The organism is Actibacterium lipolyticum (assembly GCF_900184935.1).
Taxonomy (GTDB): Bacteria; Pseudomonadota; Alphaproteobacteria; order Rhodobacterales; family Rhodobacteraceae; genus Actibacterium_A; species Actibacterium_A lipolyticum.
The window spans coordinates 110,469-129,722 of sequence record NZ_FXYE01000001.1 but is presented as its reverse complement, the minus strand read 5'-3'; the positions used below and the strand labels follow the sequence as shown (position 1 = coordinate 129,722).

The window sequence follows — 19,254 nt, the reverse complement described above, 5'->3', positions numbered from 1 at the left end:
GCCCGGTGGAATTCCATTTGGGAAGTCAGCTTAGAACGTCGGGCAATTCGGTGCCGCGCAAAAACTCTTCGGCATCCATCGCGCGCTTGCCCTGCCGCTGCGCCTTAAGCACCTCAACCGCACCTTCGCCACAGGCAATCGTTAGCCCGTTCAGAACCTGCCCCGGCGCGCCGCTTCCTGCACCGATACGCGAAGCGAGCAGTTTCACACGCTCTCCGCCCACCTCGCACCATGCGCCCGGGAACGGAGACAAGCCGCGAATTTTCCGATCAACCACAGTTGCCGGTTCCGCCCAGTCGATGCGCGCCTCGGCCTTGTCTATCTTTTCGGCATAGGTGACGCCATCGTCGGGCTGCGAGGTCGGCTCCAGTTCGTCCAATTGACCCAGCGCCGTTACGATCAGACGCGCGCCCATATCCGAAAGCCGATCATGGAGCACGGCGGTCGTTTCCTCGGCGCCAATAGGTGTCGCTTCGCGCAGCAACACAGGGCCGGTATCCAGCCCGGCTTCCATCTGCATGATGCAGACGCCGGTTTCCGCATCGCCCGCCATAATCGCCCGGTGAATAGGTGCCGCACCCCGCCACCGCGGCAAAAGCGATGCGTGGATGTTCAGGCAGCCGTGTTTCGGGGCGTCCAGCACGGGTTGCGGCAGGATCAGGCCATAGGCCACCACCACCGCGACATCGGCGTTCAGCGCAGCGAATTCGGCCTGCGCCTCTGCATCACGCAGCTTAACGGGATAACGCACAGGCAGGCCCAGCGCCTCGGCGCGGGCTTGAACTGGGCTGGGGCGCTCTTTCTTGCCACGGCCCGCCGGGCGGGGGGGCTGGCAATAGACACATGCGATGTCATGACCAGCATCAACCAGCGCGTCCAGAACGGGCACCGAAAACTCTGGCGTTCCCATAAAGACGATACGCATCAGCGGCCCCCTAACTTGGCGGCGCGCTTTAGCAACCGGTCGCGCTTTAGCTTTGACAGGTTATCGAAATACATTTTGCCATTCAGATGATCGATCTGGTGCTGAACAGAGGTGGCCCACAGACTTACGAAATCACGTTCCTCAACCTCTCCCTGTTCGTTCAAGAAACGAACCGTCACAGCGCGGGGGCGTTCCACCACAGCCGAAACACCGGGCAGGTTCGGGCTTGCCTCTTCGTGTTCGCGCATCTGAGCAGAGGCATGAAGGATTTCGGGATTGGCCATTTTCACAGCCTGCCCACGTTCATCGGAACAATCCACAACGGCAAGGCGCAGCATCACACCAATCTGCGGCGCACCAAGGCCGTAGCCGGGCATCGCATCCATGGTTTCAACCATATCGTTCCAAATGCCGCGAACCTCGTCAGTGATTTCATCCACTGGGGCGGCGGCCGTTTTCAGGCGCTTGTCGGGATACGCGACAAAAGGACGGGTCGTCACGCCCGCGCCCTTTCGCGTTTCAGCTTTTGCATTTTCCGCGTGATCATCTGGCGCTTTAGCGGCTTCAGATAATCGATGAACAGCTTGCCGTTCAGGTGGTCAATCTCGTGCTGGACGCAGGTCGCCCACAGGTCTTTGAACCGCTCTTCCTGGACCTCGCCGTTGACGTCGGTCCAACGCACGTCAACTTCCGCGGGGCGATCCACCTCTGCGTATTGATCGGGGATGGAAAGGCAGCCCTCTTCGTAGGTGCTCATTTCGTCAGACGCCCAGATGATTTCCGGGTTGAACATGGCCATCGGGCGGTGCGCTTCGCCCTCTTCCTTGACGCAATCCATGACCAGAAGCTGCAGCATCACGCCAATCTGCGGCGCGGCAAGGCCGATGCCCGGCGCGTCATACATGGTTTCCAGCATGTCATCGGCCAGCGCGCGCATCTCATCAGTGATGTCGCCTACGGGCTCTGCTGCCTTTTTCAGGCGCGGGTCGGGGTGTATCAGGATCGGTCGAATTGTCATGCCATGGCATTTAGGCCAAGGCGCGCTGTTTCGCAACGTTCCTTAATGCTTGCACCCGGCTTGCGGTTGGTTAGCCTGACGAAAAAAGGAGACCCGCATGAATTTCGACGAAGTCATCGACCGCCGTGGCACCCATTCAGCAAAATGGGACATGATGGAAAAGCTGTATGGCGTTTCCGCGGACGATGGCATTTCGATGTGGGTCGCCGATATGGACTTCCGCCCGCCGCAATGCGTTTCCGATGCGGTTCAGGCGATGGTTGATCACGGCGTCTATGGCTATTTCGGTGACGACAAAGCCTACAAAGAGGCGATCCGGTGGTGGATGGGCACGCGCCACAGCTGGGTCGTGGAACCGGAATGGATCTTTACCACACACGGCTTGGTCAACGGCACCGCCATGTGCGTGGATGCATTCACCGCCCCCGGTGATGGCGTGGTCCTGTTCACACCCGTCTATCATGCCTTCGCCCGCGTCATTTCAGCCGCCGGTCGAAACATCGTGGAATGCGAGCTGGTCAACAACGATGGCCGCTATGAAATGGATTTCGAAGCCTACGACGCACAGATGACCGGGGCGGAAAAGATGGTTGTCCTTTGCTCCCCCCACAATCCCGGCGGGCGCGTATGGACACGGGACGAACTTCAGGGCGTCGCTGACTTCTGCAAACGCCATGATCTGATTTTGGTGTCGGATGAAATTCACCATGATCTGGTGTTCCCCGGCCAAACGCACCTTCCGATGCCGCTGGTTGACGAAAGCATCCATGATCGGCTGGTCATGATGACGGCCACGACAAAGACCTTCAACATCGCAGGAAGCCATTCCGGAAACGTGATTATCGCCGACGAAAAGCTGCGCGCGAAATTCGCGGCGCGTATGGCCGCCCTTGGGATTTCGGCCAATTCGTTTGGGGTGTTCATGGCCACAGCCGCCTATTCCCCAGATGGTGCCGCGTGGGTGGACGGGCTTGTCAGCTATCTTGATGAAAACCGCCGCCTGTTTGAAAACGGCGTGAACGCCATCCCCGGGGTCAAGGCGATGCAGCTGCAGGCGACCTATCTGTCTTGGGTCGATTTTTCCGGCACGGGCATGGATATGGCCGAAACGACCCGCCGCGTGCAAAGCACGGCCAAGATCGCCGCGAACCACGGCCCGACTTTCGGCAAGGGGGGCGAAAACTTCCTGCGCTTCAACTTTGCCACGCCCAAATCCGTCGTGGCCGAGGCGGTTGAGCGTTTGCAAGAAGCCTTCGCCGACCTTCAATGACAAAGTTGCTGGGGCGGCTGTTTTCGGCACTAACACTGGTTACTTTGCTGGTGGCCGGGGCGATCTATCTTCAAAGCCGCCTGCCACCACCGCCGCCCCTTGCGCCCATCACTGGTCAGATCGACAAGATTCTGATCGAAAAAGCCAATCGCAGAATGACGCTGTTCCAGAACGGCACGCCCGTGCGCGAATACAAAATTGCGCTTGGCTTCGCACCTGCCGGGCACAAGACAGAGCAGGGCGATGGGCGCACGCCAGAAGGGGTTTATAAGATCGACCGGCGTAACCCGCGCAGCAAATATCACCTATCCCTTGGGTTGGACTATCCCCGCGCCCAAGACAGACAACAAGCCGCCGCGCGTGGCGTCGACCCCGGCGGGGACATCTTCATTCATGGCCAACCCAACGGTCTGGGCCGTATCGCCACGCTGCCCAATGACTGGACTGCGGGCTGCATTGCCGTGGCCAATGAGGTGATCAACGAAATCTGGGCCGCAACCCCCGTTGGAACCGAGGTTGAAATTCGCCCCTAACCGCTTAACGCGGCAACAGCGCAATCGGCGCGTCTTTGTCACGCACGAAATCAAGCGGCGCTTTGTCGACTGCCGCGGTGTTTCGTTTGAATTCAAAGATCAGTTCGCCGCCCTCTTCGGACGACGCCATGATCAGCGCCTGATACAGGTGGCGCGATCCATCAAACACATCGACCAAACCACGCAGATGGGGTGCCGTTTCCGCATCAAGGGCAAACCCGCCCGACCAGAATCGCAACACCGGGTACATGTCTTCGCCCGCCCGCACACGCAGCCGATTCTTTCTGCGCAGCGCGGCTTTGCGCGCTTTTTCCAAGCCTTCACGGACCTCTTTTGGCAAAAATTCAGACATGGCAGACACTCCCCTTCCCTGCCCCGAAACTAATTGGATCAAAGTTACCGTCAAGCTAACCTTTCGTCGCGCAAGCGTTTTTATGCATAGTGCGTTCCTGCATATATTCTGCGCGCAGAAATCCCTACCTATGTGCCCGCATTGGCCCTAGGTCACGTAGCAACCGAAGGAGAGCATGATGGGCCAACTGGTAAACGGCGTCTGGGATGATGCGTGGTACGACACGAAGAAAAGCGGCGGACGGTTCCAACGAACCACTGCGGGCTTTCGCAATTGGATCACCGCAGACGGAAGCGCCGGGCCAACTGGCGAAGGCGGCTTCCCAGCGGAAAGCGGGCGTTACCACCTTTACGTTTCATACGCCTGCCCTTGGGCGCACCGCACCCTGATTTTCCGTGCACTGAAAGGGCTGGAAGAACATATCAGCGTTTCCGCCGTGCATCCCGACATGCTGAATGACGGCTGGACGTTTGAAACAGATTTCCCCGGCGCGACGGGTGATACGCTCTATGGCCTGCCATTCATGCGCGATGTCTATACCAAGGCGGTTCCAGATGTTTCCGGCCGGGTCACCGTGCCTGTCCTGTGGGACAAAAAGCGCGAAACGATCGTGTCCAACGAGTCCTCGGAAATCATCCGCATGCTCAACAGCGCGTTCAATGGGCTAACCGGTGACACGCAGGATTTCTGGCCTAACGCTTTGCACGACGAAATCGAAGAGGTGAACGCCCGCGTCTATGACAACGTGAATAACGGTGTTTACAAAGCCGGGTTCGCCACCAAACAAGACGCCTATGACGAGGCCGTGACCGCACTGTTCGACACCCTAGATTGGTTGGAGGAACGCCTAAGCACGCGCCGCTATCTGCTGGGCGATCAGTTGACCGAGGCTGATTGGCGGCTGTTCACAACCCTTGCGCGGTTCGATCTGGTTTATCATCTGCATTTCAAATGCAACAAAAAGCGGCTGATCGATTACCCCAACCTGTGGGGTTATACCCGCGAACTTTACCAATGGCCGGGCGTGGCCGACACGGTGAAATTCGACCATATCGTGCGCCATTATCATTACAGCCATGACACGATCAGCCCGAACCGGATTATTCCGATCAACCCAGAAATCGACTGGTGGGCGCCACATGGCCGGGCACACCTGAAAGCTGCCTGAACGGTTGCCAGCCGCCGTAGGGCTGTTACTGTCCGCCCGAGTTTGTTTTTCGGAGGTTGTTCATGCGTTTCGCCCTGCCCCTTGTCGCAAGCCTGTTGCTTGCCCCTGTCGCAGAGGCCAAAGCGCCCTGTGGCGGCACGTTCGGTTCGTTCCTGTCAGGCATCAAGAAAGAGGCCGTTTCCAAAGGCCACGCGCCCGCAACGGTTGATCGGTTCCTGTCTTCCGCGCGCCAAGATCCCAAAGTGATCAAGGCCGACCGATCCCAAGGGGTGTTTCAGCTTGATTTCGTGACGTTCTCGCGCCGGGTGATCAGCCAGAACCGCGTTGATAACGGCCGCCGAAACTCGAAAAAATACGACAAAGTTTTTGACTATATCGAACGGAACTATGGTGTGTCGCGTGGGGTGCTGTTGGCATTCTGGGCGCTGGAAACCGACTATGGCGCGGTACAGGGCGATTTCAACACGCTGAACGCCCTGTTGACGCTTTCACATGATTGCCGCCGCCCCGACCTTTTCCGCCCGCAGGTCTTCGCCGCGCTGGAGCTTTTCGAAAAAGGCAGCTTCGACCCCGCCCGCACCACAGGCGCATGGGCAGGCGAAATTGGCATGGTTCAGATGCTGCCCGGCGACATCCTTGAAAACGGCGTCGATGGCGATGGGGATGGCAAGGTCAGCCTCAAGACCTCTCCGCCTGATGCGCTGATGTCTGGCGCGAATATGTTGCGTGATCTGGGCTGGCGCGCGGGCGAGCCGTGGTTGCAGGAAATCGTCGTCCCTCAAAACCTCGACTGGTCGAAAACCGGGCTGCACACGAAGATGCGTGTCAGCGATTGGGCAAAGTTGGGCGTGAAACCCCGCGCCGGTGGGCTGGGTGCGGGTAACCTGCCTGCGTCCGTCTTGTTGCCGATGGGGCGTAAGGGGCCAGCGTTCCTCGCCTATCCGAACTTCGATATTTATTTCGAATGGAACAAAAGCTTCGTCTACGTCACCACCGCCGCCTATTTCGCAACCCGTTTGGAAGGTGCCCCCGTTTATAACGCGGGTAACGCTGAACCCGGCCTAAGCGGTGGGCAGATGAAGCAGCTTCAGCAAAAGCTTAGGGCACGCGGGCATGACGTGGGCAAGGTTGATGGCATCCTTGGCGCCAAAACCCGCGCGGCGGTTCAGGCCGAACAAAAGCGCCTTGGCCTTCCCGCTGATGCGTGGCCAACAAAGGCACTGTTGGGCAAGCTTTGATGCCCTTCCACCCGACCCGCGATGAATTGATGGCCGCGCTGCCACATATTCTTGATGCACCGAAGGACAACGCGCCCATCGACATCCTGTGCTTTCGCCCCGGCTATAGCGAACGCACCTATCCCGATCAGATCGAACTGTGCCCCGATCGCGGGATCATAGGGGAACGGTGGGCGAACCACGCCTGGCTGCGCAACCCCGATGGCAGCGGGCATCCCGGCATCCAGGTCTCTATCCTTGGCGCGCGGGTGTTTAAGGCCGCCGTGGGCGGCACAGCGGGCAACATCCACCCCGGTGACACGATCATCGCAGACCTTGATACGACCCAGTCAAACATGCCCACCGGCACCCGCCTGCAAATCGGCACGGCAGTACTGCGCGTGTCCGAGGTGTTCAACGACGGCTGTGTGAAATGGCGCAAACGCAATGGCGACGCGGCGAAGGATTGGCTGGTGGAACCGGAACACGTGCCGCTGCGACTGCGCGGGTTGCTGTGCGCCGTGGAACAGGCCGGAGTCATCCGGAAGGATGATGTGATCCGCAAAGCCTAGGAACGAAAAGGGCGGCCCCGTTGGACCGCCCTTGAATGTCTTGCCGCGCAGATGCTTAGCCTTGCGATTTTGCCTTACGGCGCGACCACAGGCCGAACAGACCCAGCGAACCACCTAAAAGTGGCAAAGTCGCTGGAAGCGGCACAGTTGCCGTTTCATACGTCAGCTCACCCGCAACAGCGATGTAGAACGCAGGAAGCGAGGCGAACACCCCGGTACCACCGTTCGTGAAGTTGATCTCTGAGGTGCCTTGGAATGTCAGCGTAAGGAACCCATCAGCCGCTGCCCCAGAGATATCAGTCGCCAACGTGGCGCTGCTGGAAAGAAGGGGCCCAAAGTCATTCCCCGTATCGCCCGAAAATGCGAAGGGGTCGTTGCTGTCAATACCATCAAGGATCGTACCTAGAACGATACCATCTACCGAAATCGTCAGTGATTCTGGGAGGTAGCCTGAACCGCCGTTCCAGCTTAGATCGCCTTGCGTTGTCAGATCAAAAACCCGTCAGCAGGGTCGCATCGGTCGCAACCGCAACATCAAAACTAATACTTGGCCCGGACGGCCCAGTCGTTGTGGTATATTCGGGGCCAAACGCGATTGACGTTGTCGCGGCGCTAGCTGCGCTCACACCCAAGATCGTTGCAGCCGTCAGGGCAGCAATGCCCAACTTCGTTGTCATGTTTCTGACTCTCCACCAATTTCTTTGAAGCAAATACGTTGGCCATCTGGCTGGCATTTGCCCCACACCCAATTGTGTCATTAATGTGGCGAGCCATTCTTTGCTATGCTTTTTTCAACACAGCCAAATTTCTGAAACAATGGAAGCTAAGCGGTGCTATTGCTGCCTGAATGGCATCAACGGTCAGCGATCAAGGCGCTTAAGCCACCATCTGTTCGGCCTTCTTAAGGTCCACGGAAACAAGCTGACTAACGCCTTGCTCTGCCATGGTCACCCCAAACAGACGATCCATCCGCGCCATCGTAACCGCGTGGTGCGTGATGATCAGGAAGCGCGTGTTGGCGCGGCGGGTCATTTCATCCAACAAGTCACAGAACCGCGTGACGTTGGCGTCGTCCAATGGCGCATCCACCTCGTCCAGCACACAAATCGGGGCTGGGTTGGCAAGGAACACTGCAAAGATCAGCGCCATCGCCGTCAGCGTCTGTTCACCACCTGACAACAGCGAAAGCGTCGAAAGCTTTTTGCCGGGTGGCTGGCACATGATTTCCAATCCGGCATCCAGCGGGTCGTCAGATTCCACCAGAACCAGCTTCGCCTCGCCGCCGCCAAACAGGTGCGTAAATAGAAGAGAGAAGTTGCTGTTCACCTGTTCGAACGCGGTCAAAAGCCGCTCGCGCCCTTCGCGGTTCAGGCTGGCGATACCGGTACGAAGCGCCTTGATCGCCTCTTCCAGATCGTTCTTTTCGTTGACCAGCGTTTCGTGCTCTTCGCGAACCTCTTTTGAGTCCTCTTCGGCCCGCAGGTTCACCGCCCCCAATGCATCGCGCTGCCGTTTCAGGCGGTTCACGTCATGTTCGATGGTTTCCGCAGGCGGCATCTTGTCAGGGTCCGCGCCAAGGCTTTCCAGCAATGCGTCGGGTGTGACTTCTTGCTCTTCCTGAATGCGTTCAGCGGCGGCTGCAACAGTTTCGCGCGCCGCGTCTGAACGCGCTTCGGCGCCCGCGCGTGCTTCGCGGGCTTCCGACGCCGCGCGCTCTGCATCGCGTTCCGCCTGTACCGCGTCGCGCAAGGCCGTATCGGCCAAGGCCAACGCATCAGCCGACGCACGACGGCGCGTTTCAGCGGCTTCGATCGCCTCCACCAACTCTTCGCGCTTTTCGGCAATCTCTTCAGGTGCCGCCGCGGCCTCTGCCAGTTCCTCTTGCGAGGTTTCTTTGCGTTCGGCCAGTTCGCTAATACGCTTTTCGGCGGTTTCCAAACGGTGCCGCCAGCCGCTGACCTCTTTCATGATTTCCTGACGCCGCTTCGTCCGGGCCTCGCCCTCGCGGCGCAGTTCATCATGGGCGGAGCGTTTGGCCAGCATCGTCATCCGCGCGGCCTCGACAGTCATTTTGACGTCTTCAACCTCGGCACGTGCTGCGTTCAGATCGCCAAGATCCGCCATCGCAGCCTGCGCCTCTTTCTGGCGTGTCCGGGCGGCAAGGGCCTCTTCTTCGTGGCGGTTCACGGCCAGTTGCGCGCTTTCCAACTTGGTTTCAGCGATCGAGCGGTCCGCTTCGGCACGTGATAGGGCACGACCGGTATCGGCGACCAGACGGTCCGCATCACGGCGCGCCTGACGCGCAAGTTTGTCTGCCTCGGTCAAATCCGCCAGACGCATGGTCAGAACCTGATGCGCCTGCGCAGCGCCGACCGCGCGGGCGTTTGCCTCTTCCAGATCGCGCTTCAGTTCGACCAGCCGGTTCAACTGCTGCAATCGCAGCGCGGCCGCCGAAGGTGCATCTTCGGCCCCGGCGCGAAAACCGTCCCAGCGCCACAGGTCACCTTCGATGCTGACAAGGCGCTGGCCGGGCTTTAGCAGCGGCTGCAAACGGTTGCCATCGGCCGCGTCGATCAGCCCGATCTGACCCATGCGACGGGTCATAACCGCCGGCATAGAGACATAATTGGTAAGCGCGGGAATCCCATCTGGCAAAGTTTGCGCCGGTGAATACCCAGGCAGCGACGCCCACCCGGACGGTGCGTCGCCCGTAATTTCCGGATTGCGCAAATCGTCGCCCAGCGCCGCGCCAAGCGCCTTTTCGTAACCCGCCTCAACCCGCAGATTGTCAAGCAATTGGCCACCTTCGGCGGTGTCGCGTTCGACCAATCGGGAAAGCGCGCCAACTTCGGCCCTAAGGGCACTGGCCTCACCTTCGGCTTCGGAATGTTCGGCGCGGGCGTCCGCCTCACGCGTTTGGGCGTCGGCGCGGGCCTCGTCCGCCTCAACCAACGCATCTTCGGCGTTTTCGGCGGTCTGAACCGCATGTTCTTGCGCGGCCTCGGCCGTTTCTACATCGCCCGACAGTTTTTCAAGCGCCTGCCTGGCCTCGGTCACCGTGATGCGTGCGCGTTCGGCTTCTGACTCGTTCTTGGACAGGGTCTTGGAGGCGTCCTCTAGCAGACGTTGGGCGGACTGATGGCGTGCCGCCAGACGGGCCACATCTTCGGTCAGTTCCGACAGTGTCGTCTCGCGGTCTTGCAAGACCTGCGCGGCATCATGCGCGGCGGCGGTTGCGGCCTCTAACCCGTCGTCGTGGCCTTCGTTGGCCTTGGCGATCTGCGCCTGTTCCCACTCCAGCCGCTCAATCGTTTCGCCCGCATCTCGGTTCAGGCCAGCTTCGCGTTCCATGTCATGGGTCAGCTGATCGATTCGCGCGGTCAGGGTCTGAATCGTCTGCTTTGCGCGCGATTCTTGATCGGCCAGCGTATCACGCTGCACCTGAAGACGTTGGAGAACAGCGGCCGCAATCGCCTCTTCCTCACGCAGGGGGGGCAGCTTTTCGTCGGCCTCAACCCGAGCTTTTTCGGCCTGCCGGGCGGCTGTTTCAGCTTGCGCCGCGGCCTTGGTACGCTCTGTCAGGTCTGCCTGAGTCTGGGCTCGCGTTTCATCCGCTTCTTTCCAACGGCGATACAGCAGCATCCCCTCAGCCCGGCGCAGTTCTGTGCCGATTTCACGGTACCGCGCGGCTTGGCGCGCCTGACGGGCCAATTGGCCAAGCTGGTTGGCCAGCTGTTCGATGACATCATCGACGCGACCCAAATTGGCTTCGGCACCCTTCAGCTTTAGTTCGGCCTCATGGCGACGCTGGTACAGGCCGGAGATACCGGCGGCTTCTTCCAGAATCCGGCGGCGGTTTTTCGGCTTGGCGTTGATCAGCTCTGAGATCTGACCTTGCCGGACAAGCGCAGGCGAATGCGCCCCGGTCGAGGCATCAGCGAACAACATCTGCACATCGCGGGCGCGCACGTCTTTGGTGTTCGCCTTATAGGCCGAACCTGCATCGCGCGTGATGCGGCGCACCACCTCAAGCATGTCTTGATCATTAAAGCCGGCGGGGGCCAACCGGTCGGTGTTATCGATGGTCAGGCTGACTTCGGCAAAGTTGCGCGCGGGCCGCGTGGCCGCACCGGCAAAGATCACATCCTCCATCCCGCCGCCACGCATCGCGGTCGGGCGGTTTTCGCCCATGACCCAGCGCAGCGCCTCTAGCAGATTGGACTTGCCACAACCGTTTGGCCCAACCACGCCTGTCAGCCCCTCGGCGATCACAAGATCAGTGGGGTCAACAAAGCTTTTGAAGCCGTTCAGTCTTAGCCGATTAAAGCGCAAAATTTGCCTGCCGTGATTCCAATAGGTCTTAAATCCTTCGGCCTGAACGGCAATGAGTCAAGCACAGACCACACAATATGCGCCAATACCGGCAGTTATCCACAATATATCGCCCTGAAACCTGTATATTGTCACCGTCCCATCGCCCCCGGCACGCGCAAATTTCCAGTTGACCATCTGGTTAACAATTAACGAGATAGGCCAGAAAAATGAATCACATGCCTGTTGGGGGGCAGTTGGTTATGGCCATCGAAATTCGTACCGAAAGCGCAATCGCGCCAGACAGTCGCAACCTGATCGACGCCAGTCAGGCGGCACTGCTAGAGGCATTCCCACCCGACGAATGCTTTAGCTTTTCGGCCGAAGAGTTAGACACCCCGAACACCCAGTTCCTTGTGGCTCGCATTGATGGCCGCGCGATGGGCTGCGTCGCTTTGGTGGATCAAATCAAATACGGTGAAATAAAGCGCCTGTTCGTTTCTCCCAAAGCCCGCGGCATTGGAGTTGCGCGAGCGTTGATGATCGCGCTGGAATCCGCCGCCGAAGATATCGGCCTGACGCATCTTAGGCTTGAAACCGGGGAACAACTGGCAGAGGCGGTCAGCCTTTACCGTTCGCTGGGTTACACGGATCGCGGTGCCTTCGGTGATTACCCCGATATCGCGTCAAACCTGTTTATGGAAAAAGCCGTCGGGATTGAGGTGACAATCAGCTGACGCAGGCAAGCTTGGCTTTCATCAGCGCAGGATCACCCTCAAAGCTGCGCGGAACAATCTGGCACCCGGTTGCCAACTCAATGGCCCGATAGCCGCGCCCCATGACCCCACGGGCCTCTTTTCCGAATTCGAAATTGGTACGTATCGCTTCGGCCCGTTCGCCGTTGAAGTGAACCACAAACGTGCTGTTTTCGATTTGCACCTGACGGGACGGCGCATTGATCAGACCCACGCTTGGACTGTCACAGGCCGCCAACAGTATCAGTGCAATCCAGATCCGCATTTCAGACACCTTCGCGCATAAGTTACGCAAGTTATGTGACCCGATTGGTAAACCAAGGGTTAACGCCCTCATGCCGAAAGACTTGATCCCGCCGCCCCGATTGTTACCATCCTTGGACACTCACACCACAACGGGCATTTTCGCAAACGTGAAGAAAACCTGTATCTACAAATCCAACTTCGGTCGGCGGGCTGTTGAACAATGACCAAGCTTCGCCGTGTGACCGCGCCATATGATTGGCCCGCATTGCTTCGGCTGATACGGGCGAATTTTTCGTACATGGAAGGGCGCATTGATCCGCCATCATCCATGCTGAACCTAACGGCCGACGCCATCGCAGCGCAGGCCAGTAATGGGGAGGTGTGGGTGATTGAGCAAAACAACCAGCCCATCGCCTGTATCTTTCTGACGCCGCGCGACGACGTGCTTTACGTTGGCAAACTGACCGTCGCGCAAAGCCATCGTGCAGCGGGCCACGCCCGACGCTTGGTCGAAACCGCAGTAACCCGCGCGCGCGATCTGAACCTGCACGCGCTAGAACTTCAGTCACGGGTTGAGCTGTTGGAAAACCATTCCGCGTTTACCGCGATGGGGTTCGTGCAAACCGGCGCGACCGCCCACCCCGGCTTTACACAGCCCACCAGCCTGACCTTTCGCAAAGCGGTTTAGCCTGCTTCCCCCAAGGCGCGCGTTTCGCTTAGGGTAAGGCCGGTCGAAAGCGCCTCTGGGTCAAGGCGCAATTCGATGACCGCTGGCAGGCCAGAGCTTTGCGCGCGCCCAAAGGCTGCGGCGAAATCATCCGTACGCTCCACAACCTCTCCATGGCCGCCATAGGCACGCGCAAGCGCCGCAAAGTCAGGATTGGCCAGATCGGTGCCGCTGACGCGCCCGGGATAGTGGCGTTCTTGATGCATGCGGATGGTCCCATACCGCCCGTTGTTGGCAACCACCACGATAGGTTTGGCACCATGCTGAACAGCCGTTGAAAACTCGTTAACGGTCATTTGGAAACACCCATCGCCCGCCATGCAGACAACCGTGCGATCCGGGTGTTCGATGCTGGCGGCAATCGCTGCCGGAAAGCCATATCCCATAGAGCCAGAGGTCGGGGCAAGCTGCGTTCCGAAGAGTTTGAACTGATAATAACGATGTAAGAACGCCGCATAGTTTCCGGCGCCGTTGGTCAGCACCGCATCCTCGGGCAGGTTGTCGGAAAGCCAGCTGACGACACGCTCCATCTTCACCGTTCCAGGCGTTTCCTTTGGGGCCCGCCACGCATCATATTCTGCGCGCGCGGATGTCACCCAATCGCCGCGGCTGACCTCAGGCGCATTGACCTGCGCCAACGCTGCAATCATCTGCGACGCGCTTACCGCGATACCGGGGTCAGGGCGATAGACGCGCCCAAGCTCATCGGGGTCGGGGTGGATATGCACAATCCGTTTGTCCGGCTGGGCCGGGTCAATCAGGGTATAGCCGTTCGTCGCGATATCCCCCAACCGCGTGCCAAGCGCGATCACAAGATCCGCCGCCTGCAACCGCTGACCCAGCTTTGGGTTCATCCCGACGCCAAGATCACCGATGTAATTCGGGTGCCGGTTGTCCATATGTCCCTGCCGACGAAACGTGACCGCCACAGGCAGCGCAAACCGTTCAGCGAACCGTTCCAGATTGGTAGCAGCGTCCCTAGACCAGCCCGCCCCACCCGCAACGATCAGCGGCCGCTTAGCGGTGGAAAGCGCATCCAGCACCGCCGCGATTTGCGCCTCACTCACCCCTGTCGGCATCGGCACGGGGGCCGCGATATCCGGTGTGTCTGAAAAGGCGCTTAGCATATCCTCTGGCAGGGCCAGAACGACGGGGCCGGGGCGGCCAGACGTGGCCACATGAAACGCACGCGAGATGTATTCAGGCAGCCGGTCGGTATCATCCACCTCTGTCGCCCATTTCGCCAGCGGGCCAAAGAACGCGCGATAATCGACTTCCTGAAACGCCTCTCGGTCACGGTGGCCGCGAGCGATTTGCCCGACGAACACAACCATCGGCGTGCTGTCCTGCATCGCAACATGAAGACCGGCAGACGCGTTCGTTGCCCCCGGCCCCCGCGTCACGAACAAAACACCCGGCTGTCCGGTCATCTTACCCTGCGCCTCGGCCATCATGGCGGCACCGCCTTCTTGGCGACAGACGACATTTTGGATGCCGACATCGTGCAGCCCATCCAGCGCCGCCAGAAAACTTTCGCCCGGAACGGAAAACACCCGTTTCACGCCCTGAATCACCAATTGATCCACCAGAATTCGCCCGCCGTGCCGCGCCATTCGCCCGCCCTCAACTAATATATCTGTTGCGCAACCTGCGCCAAGCGTCGGCGCAAGGCAAGGAACCCTTTGTCCTTTGATGGCACTGCGCTATTTGGCAAGTGACTGGATGAAGGATGAAAATATGAAACTACTGGGCATTTCGGGTTCCCTGCGCCAAGAGTCGTACAACCGCAAACTTGTACACGAGGCCGCGCGCCTGTTCGCTCCGACGGAATTCATCGAAGGCAACCTGCGGTTTCCTCTTTATGACGGCGACCTAGAGGCACAGGGCATCCCGGCCGAAGTCCAAACCTTGGCAGACCAAATCGCCGCGGCGGATGCGGTGGTGATTTCCGGGCCGGAATACAACAAATCCATCTCTGGCGTGCTGAAAAACGCATTGGATTGGGTCAGCCGCGTCGAAGGTAACCCGTGGCACGACAAACCCGTCGCGATCCTATCGGCGACATCTGGAATGGCAGGCGGCCCACGCACGCAGTTCGCACTGCGTCACTGCATGGTGTCCTTTCGCCCCCAGCTGTTGATGGGGCCGGAAGTCACCATCGGCAATGCTCCAAAAGCATTCGGGGAAGATGGCCGTCTGACAAATGAGACCAGCATTAAGTTCTTGCAGCAATTGATGGACGCGCTGCGCGAAGCCGCGAAAGGCTAAGCCGGGTTCGCGATCTCGATCAAGTTACGGTCGGGGTCGCGGATATAGATTGAAGTGATCGGCCCCATGGCGCCTGTGCGCTTCACCGGCCCTTCCTCAATCGCGATTCCCCAGCCACCCAGATGGGTCAGCCAGTCATCCAGCGGCGTATCGCTAAGGAAACACAAATCCGCGGTGCCGGGGCCGGGATGCGCCGCCTTGGGGTCGTATTCGCGCCCGGCGGGATGCAGGTTGATCTTCTGTGTTCCGAACTTCAGTGCCGTGCGGGTTGACCCGTCTGCGGGGTGAAACTCTTGCTTTTCCATGCCCAGAACGGTTTCGTAAAAGGCGACCGCATGGCCGATATCGGCCACTGTTAGCACCAGATGATCGAGAGACGTGAGCGTTGGCGGCATGTTGCCTCCTGTCGACGAGATGACTAGTTTTCACACCATGCATCAAGCCGTCGGACGAACACAAACCTTGATTGACCCCCTGGACCCGGCACGCGCGGCAGCGCTTCATGCGACGTTGGACCTGCCCGGTGCCACTCCTGGCGCTGGCGATAAGCTGGCCCCGTTCTTTCACCAGATCTATTTCTGGGATGCACGCGCCCCCGGTGAATTGGGCCGGGATGGGCACCCGAAAATCGGCGATTTCATCCCCGATCTTGGTTTACCCCGGCGCATGTGGGCCGGTGGCCGTCTGTCATTCAACGCCCCTGTCACCTTGGGCGAACCCGCCGAAAAAACAACGATAGTTGAAAGCGTTTCGGAAAAGCTGGGCCGCACGGGGCCATTGGCCTTTGTCACCCTGCGCCACGAAATTCGCCAACGCGACACTCTGTGCGTGACTGAACATCAGGATCTAGTCTATCGCGAAGACCCAGCCCCCGGCGCAACGCCACCCATAGCGCCCCAAGCCGCCGATGAAGCCGAAACACAGGACGTGGCCGATTTTTCGCCAACGCTGCTGTTTCGCTATTCGGCGCTTACGTTCAACGGGCACCGCATCCATTACGACCGCGACTATTGCGGCAAGGTTGAAGGTTACGGCGGGTTGGTGGTGCATGGGCCGCTTTTGGCCCAGCTATTGATGCTGAAAGCGGAACGGGAACTTGGTGCGCTGAACAGTTTCAGCTTCCGGGCAACCGCGCCCTTGCTGGATTACGAACAGGCCACGCTTTGCCGCAATGGCACCGTGTTGTGGGTGCGCGGGCCGGACGGGCGGCAATGTCTGGTGGCCGAAGCAGGCTAGGCGTCACTGCGCAGCTTTCAAAGGTTCGCCTCAACCCGAAATGCGGGTGGGATAGAATCTTTGCCGTTCAATATCAGGTCAGCCATCAATTCCGCCACTTTCGGGGCCACGCCAAACCCGATTTTGAAGCCGCCGTTGGCAATGAAATGCCCCGGCTTGCCCGGATATTCACCCAACATCGGCGCACGGCTTTTCGCGCGGGGGCGCACCCCGGCCCAACGTTGCAGCACCTCGGCCCCGGCAAGTTGCGGCACCGCGGCCAGCGCGCGCTCCAAAAGCCCGTCAAGCTGGGCATCGGTGGTGTCGGGCGCGTCAAAATCCCGCTCGGTGGTGGAGCCGATGGCAAGCGTTCCATCCGCATGAGGCACAAAATGCACCGTATCCGCGAAAAGCTGCGGCATGTCGGGCGCCGCGTATTTCAGCAGCAACGCCTGCCCCTTTTCGCCGTGACCAACGAATTGATCCAACTGGGCGGAAAGCGCCATCAACCCTTCATAGCCGGTGGCCCACAAAACCGCTCCCTCGGGCTTTGCATCGCCCGTCACCACCTCGCCGCCCAGCGCGGTCAACGCACCCGCCAACGCAGCACAGGACTGTGCGGGGTGAAGGCGCGCCGTCAGCGTATCGTGAATAACGTATCCTGTCGGGCTGGGCGGTGCCCAATCAGCGAAATCGGTATAGGGCAGAACGCGCCACTGTGCTTTGCCCTGCCACAACTCTGCAGCTTGCGCGGCCCGTTCGTGGGCAAGGGCAAGCCCGCGTTCGTTGATGATCGGCTGCAAGCGCCCGGTTCGGCCATAACCCGAGGACAGGCCCGAAACCCGCTCAACATTCGCCCAGAACTGTTCTGCCATCACAAGGCTTTCGAACTGAAAGGCTTTTTTGTCGTTCCACCGCTCGGGCGCATGCGGGGCAAGCGCACCGACGATGCCACCGCTTGATCCGGCCCCGACGCGCCGCTTTTCGATCACGCGCACCTTTGCCCCTCGCGCCGCGCAGACGAACGCAACAGACAGGCCAAACGCACCGGCACCCATTACTGTAAGATCAACCGTTGCCATTCCCCGCGCCCTTCCGCATTCTCGCGCCATTGGCTTCGTGTAAGGCATCCCAAGATGACAGACCAGCAGGCAGAGCTGGAGTGGAAAGATGGCGGCACGCCGGTTTCCCTCCGCTTCGATGATCCATATTTCTCGCTCGAAAACGGGCTGGCGGAAACGCGGCACGTGTTTTTGGCTGGGAATTCCCTGCCCGAACGGTTTCGCGATGGGTTTCACATCGCCGAGCTGGGGTTTGGAACGGGCCTGAACATGCTGGCCTCCTTGATCGCATGGCGCGAAAGCGGCGCGTCGGGAAGGTTCCACTTTACCAGCTTCGAAGCGTTCCCCATGGCTTCCGATGACATCGCCCGCGCCCTGACCGCCTTTCCCGAAGCAAAGGACGTGGCCGAACCATTTCTGGCCGCATGGGCGGCGGGTGATCGCAGGTTCGAAACGCCCGAAATGGTGGCCGAGGTCATCATCGGCGACGCCCGCGAAACGCTTACCAATTGGCACAGCAAAGCCGACGCTTGGTTTCTGGACGGTTTTTCCCCAGCCAAAAACCCCGAGCTTTGGGATGACGCCCTGATGGCGCAGGTCGGCGCGCATACGGCACCAGAGGGCACCATTGCCACCTATACCGCCGCCGGATTTGTGCGCCGTGCGCTAAGCGATGCGGGTTTCGATGTTGAACGCTGCCCAGGCTTTGGGCGCAAGCGGCACATGACCGTCGGAAAGCTGGCCAGATGACGGAACAGAACACCCGGCTTGGCATCATGCTGATGATCGCCACGACCTTGGTCTTCGCGGTTCAAGACGGCATCTCGCGCCATTTGGCGGGGCACTATAACGTGTTGATGGTGGTGATGATCCGATACTGGTTCTTTGCCGCCTTCGTTATCTTCATCGGTGCGCGAAAAGCCGGCGGCGTACGCGCGGCCGCGGCCACCAGCCAGCCGATTTTGCAAGGGTTCCGCGGGCTACTGTTAGCGGCCGAGATTTGCGTGATGGTGGCCGGGTTTGTCATGCTGGGGCTGGTTGAAAGCCACGCCATTTTCGCCAGCTACCCGTTGCTTATCGCCTCGCTCTCTGGGCCGATCCTTGGGGAAAAGGTAGGCTGGCGGCGCTGGGTGGCGATTGCCATTGGGTTTGTCGGGGTGCTGATCATCCTGCAACCGGGGTTTCGGGTGTTTTCGCCCGCCGCGCTGATCCCGTTGGCAGCCGCCCTGATGTTCGCGCTGTATGGCCTGCTGACCCGATATGTCGCGCGCGAAGACAGCGCCGCCACCAGCTTTTTCTGGACCGGCACGATGGGCGCCATCGCAATGACCGCTGTTGGCCTGTGGTTCTGGGAACCTATGCGCGCGCCAGATTGGGCCTGGATGGCGCTGCTGTGTGTTACCGGGGCGTTGGGGCACTATTTGCTGATCAGATGCTACGAAGTCGCCGAGGCCAGCGCCGTGCAACCCTTTGCCTATCTTCAGTTGGTCTTTGCATCGACCCTTGGCCTGACGGTTTTTGGCGAAACGCTGAAGACGAACGTCGCCATCGGCGCTGCCGTCGTTATTGGCGCGGGGTTGTTCACCCTGTGGCGGGAACGGCAGACGCGTTAGATT

The 19,254-nt window shown here is 59.7% G+C and carries 22 protein-coding genes; 11 read left to right on the top strand and 11 right to left on the bottom strand.

Features of this window, described 5'->3' with window-relative positions:
- Positions 1–25: 25 nt before the first annotated feature.
- The 3 genes from fmt to def (COL8621_RS00605) are packed head-to-tail and all read right to left on the bottom strand — an operon-like array spanning position 26 to position 1,943.
- On the bottom strand, positions 26–925 hold the full coding sequence (gene fmt / locus COL8621_RS00615) for a methionyl-tRNA formyltransferase (protein ID WP_093965264.1): 900 nt from the start codon (positions 923–925) through the stop codon (positions 26–28).
- Entirely contained in the window at positions 925–1,425 is a 501-nt protein-coding gene (def, locus tag COL8621_RS00610) for a peptide deformylase (protein WP_093965262.1), read from the bottom strand. The genes fmt and def (COL8621_RS00610) overlap by 1 nt, the downstream gene beginning before the upstream one ends.
- Positions 1,422–1,943 (bottom strand): peptide deformylase, encoded by a 522-nt coding sequence (gene def / locus COL8621_RS00605; protein WP_093965259.1) that lies wholly within the window; start codon positions 1,941–1,943, stop codon positions 1,422–1,424. Before def (COL8621_RS00605) ends, def (COL8621_RS00610) begins: the two co-directional genes overlap by 4 nt.
- A 97-nt stretch (positions 1,944–2,040) precedes the next feature.
- Between def (COL8621_RS00605) and COL8621_RS00600 the strand changes: the two genes are divergently transcribed.
- Positions 2,041–3,213: a MalY/PatB family protein gene (locus tag COL8621_RS00600; RefSeq protein WP_093965257.1), complete on the top strand. Its 1,173-nt coding sequence runs from the start codon at positions 2,041–2,043 to the stop codon at positions 3,211–3,213.
- Positions 3,210–3,746 carry a L,D-transpeptidase family protein gene (locus COL8621_RS00595; RefSeq protein WP_093965254.1) on the top strand — a complete coding sequence of 179 codons (537 nt, stop codon included), beginning with the start codon at positions 3,210–3,212 and terminating at the stop codon, positions 3,744–3,746. The genes COL8621_RS00600 and COL8621_RS00595 overlap by 4 nt, the downstream gene beginning before the upstream one ends.
- Before the next feature lie 4 nt (positions 3,747–3,750).
- On the opposite strand, the gene COL8621_RS00590 is transcribed toward COL8621_RS00595, so the two are convergent.
- Positions 3,751–4,098 carry a hypothetical protein gene (locus COL8621_RS00590; protein WP_093965251.1) on the bottom strand — a complete coding sequence of 116 codons (348 nt, stop codon included), beginning with the start codon at positions 4,096–4,098 and terminating at the stop codon, positions 3,751–3,753.
- A 178-nt stretch (positions 4,099–4,276) separates the two neighbouring features.
- Between COL8621_RS00590 and COL8621_RS00585 the strand changes: the two genes are divergently transcribed.
- The 3 genes from COL8621_RS00585 (at position 4,277) to COL8621_RS00575 (ending at position 7,055) form a co-directional block, all read left to right on the top strand.
- Entirely contained in the window at positions 4,277–5,266 is a 990-nt protein-coding gene (locus COL8621_RS00585; RefSeq protein WP_093966845.1) for a glutathione S-transferase family protein, read from the top strand.
- 62 nt (positions 5,267–5,328) lie between these two features.
- Positions 5,329–6,504 carry a lytic murein transglycosylase gene (locus tag COL8621_RS00580; protein WP_093965249.1) on the top strand — a complete coding sequence of 392 codons (1,176 nt, stop codon included), beginning with the start codon at positions 5,329–5,331 and terminating at the stop codon, positions 6,502–6,504.
- Entirely contained in the window at positions 6,504–7,055 is a 552-nt protein-coding gene (locus COL8621_RS00575; RefSeq protein ID WP_093965247.1) for an MOSC domain-containing protein, read from the top strand. Before COL8621_RS00580 ends, COL8621_RS00575 begins: the two co-directional genes overlap by 1 nt.
- A gap of 55 nt (positions 7,056–7,110) precedes the next feature.
- Here COL8621_RS00575 and COL8621_RS00570 read toward each other — a convergent pair whose 3' ends face one another.
- From COL8621_RS00570 to COL8621_RS00560, 3 genes are all read right to left on the bottom strand, one after another.
- The gene (locus COL8621_RS00570; protein WP_093965244.1) at positions 7,111–7,362 is read right to left on the bottom strand and encodes a PEP-CTERM sorting domain-containing protein; all 252 of its coding nucleotides are present in this window, start codon (positions 7,360–7,362) and stop codon (positions 7,111–7,113) included.
- 184 nt (positions 7,363–7,546) lie between these two features.
- Positions 7,547–7,732, bottom strand: coding sequence for a hypothetical protein (locus COL8621_RS00565; RefSeq protein ID WP_093965242.1), 186 nt, complete (start codon positions 7,730–7,732; stop codon positions 7,547–7,549).
- A 199-nt stretch (positions 7,733–7,931) separates the two neighbouring features.
- The gene (locus COL8621_RS00560) at positions 7,932–11,387 is read right to left on the bottom strand and encodes an AAA family ATPase (protein WP_093965239.1); all 3,456 of its coding nucleotides are present in this window, start codon (positions 11,385–11,387) and stop codon (positions 7,932–7,934) included.
- Positions 11,388–11,629: 242 nt separating this feature from the next.
- On the opposite strand from COL8621_RS00560, the gene COL8621_RS00555 reads away from it, so the two are divergent.
- Positions 11,630–12,103 (top strand): GNAT family N-acetyltransferase, encoded by a 474-nt coding sequence (locus COL8621_RS00555; protein WP_093966844.1) that lies wholly within the window; start codon positions 11,630–11,632, stop codon positions 12,101–12,103.
- Here COL8621_RS00555 and COL8621_RS00550 read toward each other — a convergent pair.
- Positions 12,096–12,386 carry a hypothetical protein gene (locus COL8621_RS00550; RefSeq protein WP_093965236.1) on the bottom strand — a complete coding sequence of 97 codons (291 nt, stop codon included), beginning with the start codon at positions 12,384–12,386 and terminating at the stop codon, positions 12,096–12,098. The two genes, COL8621_RS00555 and COL8621_RS00550, sit on opposite strands and share 8 nt — an antisense overlap.
- Before the next feature lie 201 nt (positions 12,387–12,587).
- On the opposite strand from COL8621_RS00550, the gene COL8621_RS00545 reads away from it, so the two are divergent.
- On the top strand, positions 12,588–13,055 hold the full coding sequence (locus COL8621_RS00545) for a GNAT family N-acetyltransferase (protein ID WP_093965233.1): 468 nt from the start codon (positions 12,588–12,590) through the stop codon (positions 13,053–13,055).
- On the opposite strand, the gene COL8621_RS00540 is transcribed toward COL8621_RS00545, so the two are convergent.
- Positions 13,052–14,707, bottom strand: a complete 1,656-nt coding sequence (locus COL8621_RS00540) for a thiamine pyrophosphate-binding protein (RefSeq protein WP_093965230.1) — start codon at positions 14,705–14,707, stop codon at positions 13,052–13,054. The genes COL8621_RS00545 and COL8621_RS00540 overlap by 4 nt on opposite strands.
- A gap of 124 nt (positions 14,708–14,831) precedes the next feature.
- On the opposite strand from COL8621_RS00540, the gene COL8621_RS00535 reads away from it, so the two are divergent.
- Entirely contained in the window at positions 14,832–15,362 is a 531-nt protein-coding gene (locus COL8621_RS00535; RefSeq protein ID WP_235823670.1) for an NADPH-dependent FMN reductase, read from the top strand.
- On the opposite strand, the gene COL8621_RS00530 is transcribed toward COL8621_RS00535, so the two are convergent.
- Entirely contained in the window at positions 15,359–15,757 is a 399-nt protein-coding gene (locus tag COL8621_RS00530) for a VOC family protein (protein ID WP_093965227.1), read from the bottom strand. The genes COL8621_RS00535 and COL8621_RS00530 overlap by 4 nt on opposite strands.
- A gap of 37 nt (positions 15,758–15,794) precedes the next feature.
- On the opposite strand from COL8621_RS00530, the gene COL8621_RS00525 reads away from it, so the two are divergent.
- A complete protein-coding gene (locus tag COL8621_RS00525; RefSeq protein WP_093965225.1) occupies positions 15,795–16,598 on the top strand; it encodes an HTD2 family dehydratase in 804 nt (267 codons plus the stop codon).
- 17 nt (positions 16,599–16,615) lie between these two features.
- Here the strand turns inward: COL8621_RS00525 and COL8621_RS00520 are convergent, their stop codons facing one another.
- On the bottom strand, positions 16,616–17,659 hold the full coding sequence (locus COL8621_RS00520) for an NAD(P)/FAD-dependent oxidoreductase (protein WP_093965222.1): 1,044 nt from the start codon (positions 17,657–17,659) through the stop codon (positions 16,616–16,618).
- 54 nt (positions 17,660–17,713) lie between these two features.
- On the opposite strand from COL8621_RS00520, the gene mnmC2 reads away from it, so the two are divergent.
- Together mnmC2 and COL8621_RS00510 are read left to right on the top strand one after the other, a co-directional pair.
- Complete coding sequence (gene mnmC2 / locus COL8621_RS00515) at positions 17,714–18,388, top strand: tRNA (5-methylaminomethyl-2-thiouridine)(34)-methyltransferase MnmC2 (RefSeq protein WP_093965220.1); 675 nt, start codon at positions 17,714–17,716, stop codon at positions 18,386–18,388.
- Positions 18,385–19,251, top strand: a complete 867-nt coding sequence (locus COL8621_RS00510) for a DMT family transporter (RefSeq protein ID WP_093965217.1) — start codon at positions 18,385–18,387, stop codon at positions 19,249–19,251. The genes mnmC2 and COL8621_RS00510 overlap by 4 nt, the downstream gene beginning before the upstream one ends.
- The last annotated feature ends 3 nt before the right edge of the window (positions 19,252–19,254 follow it).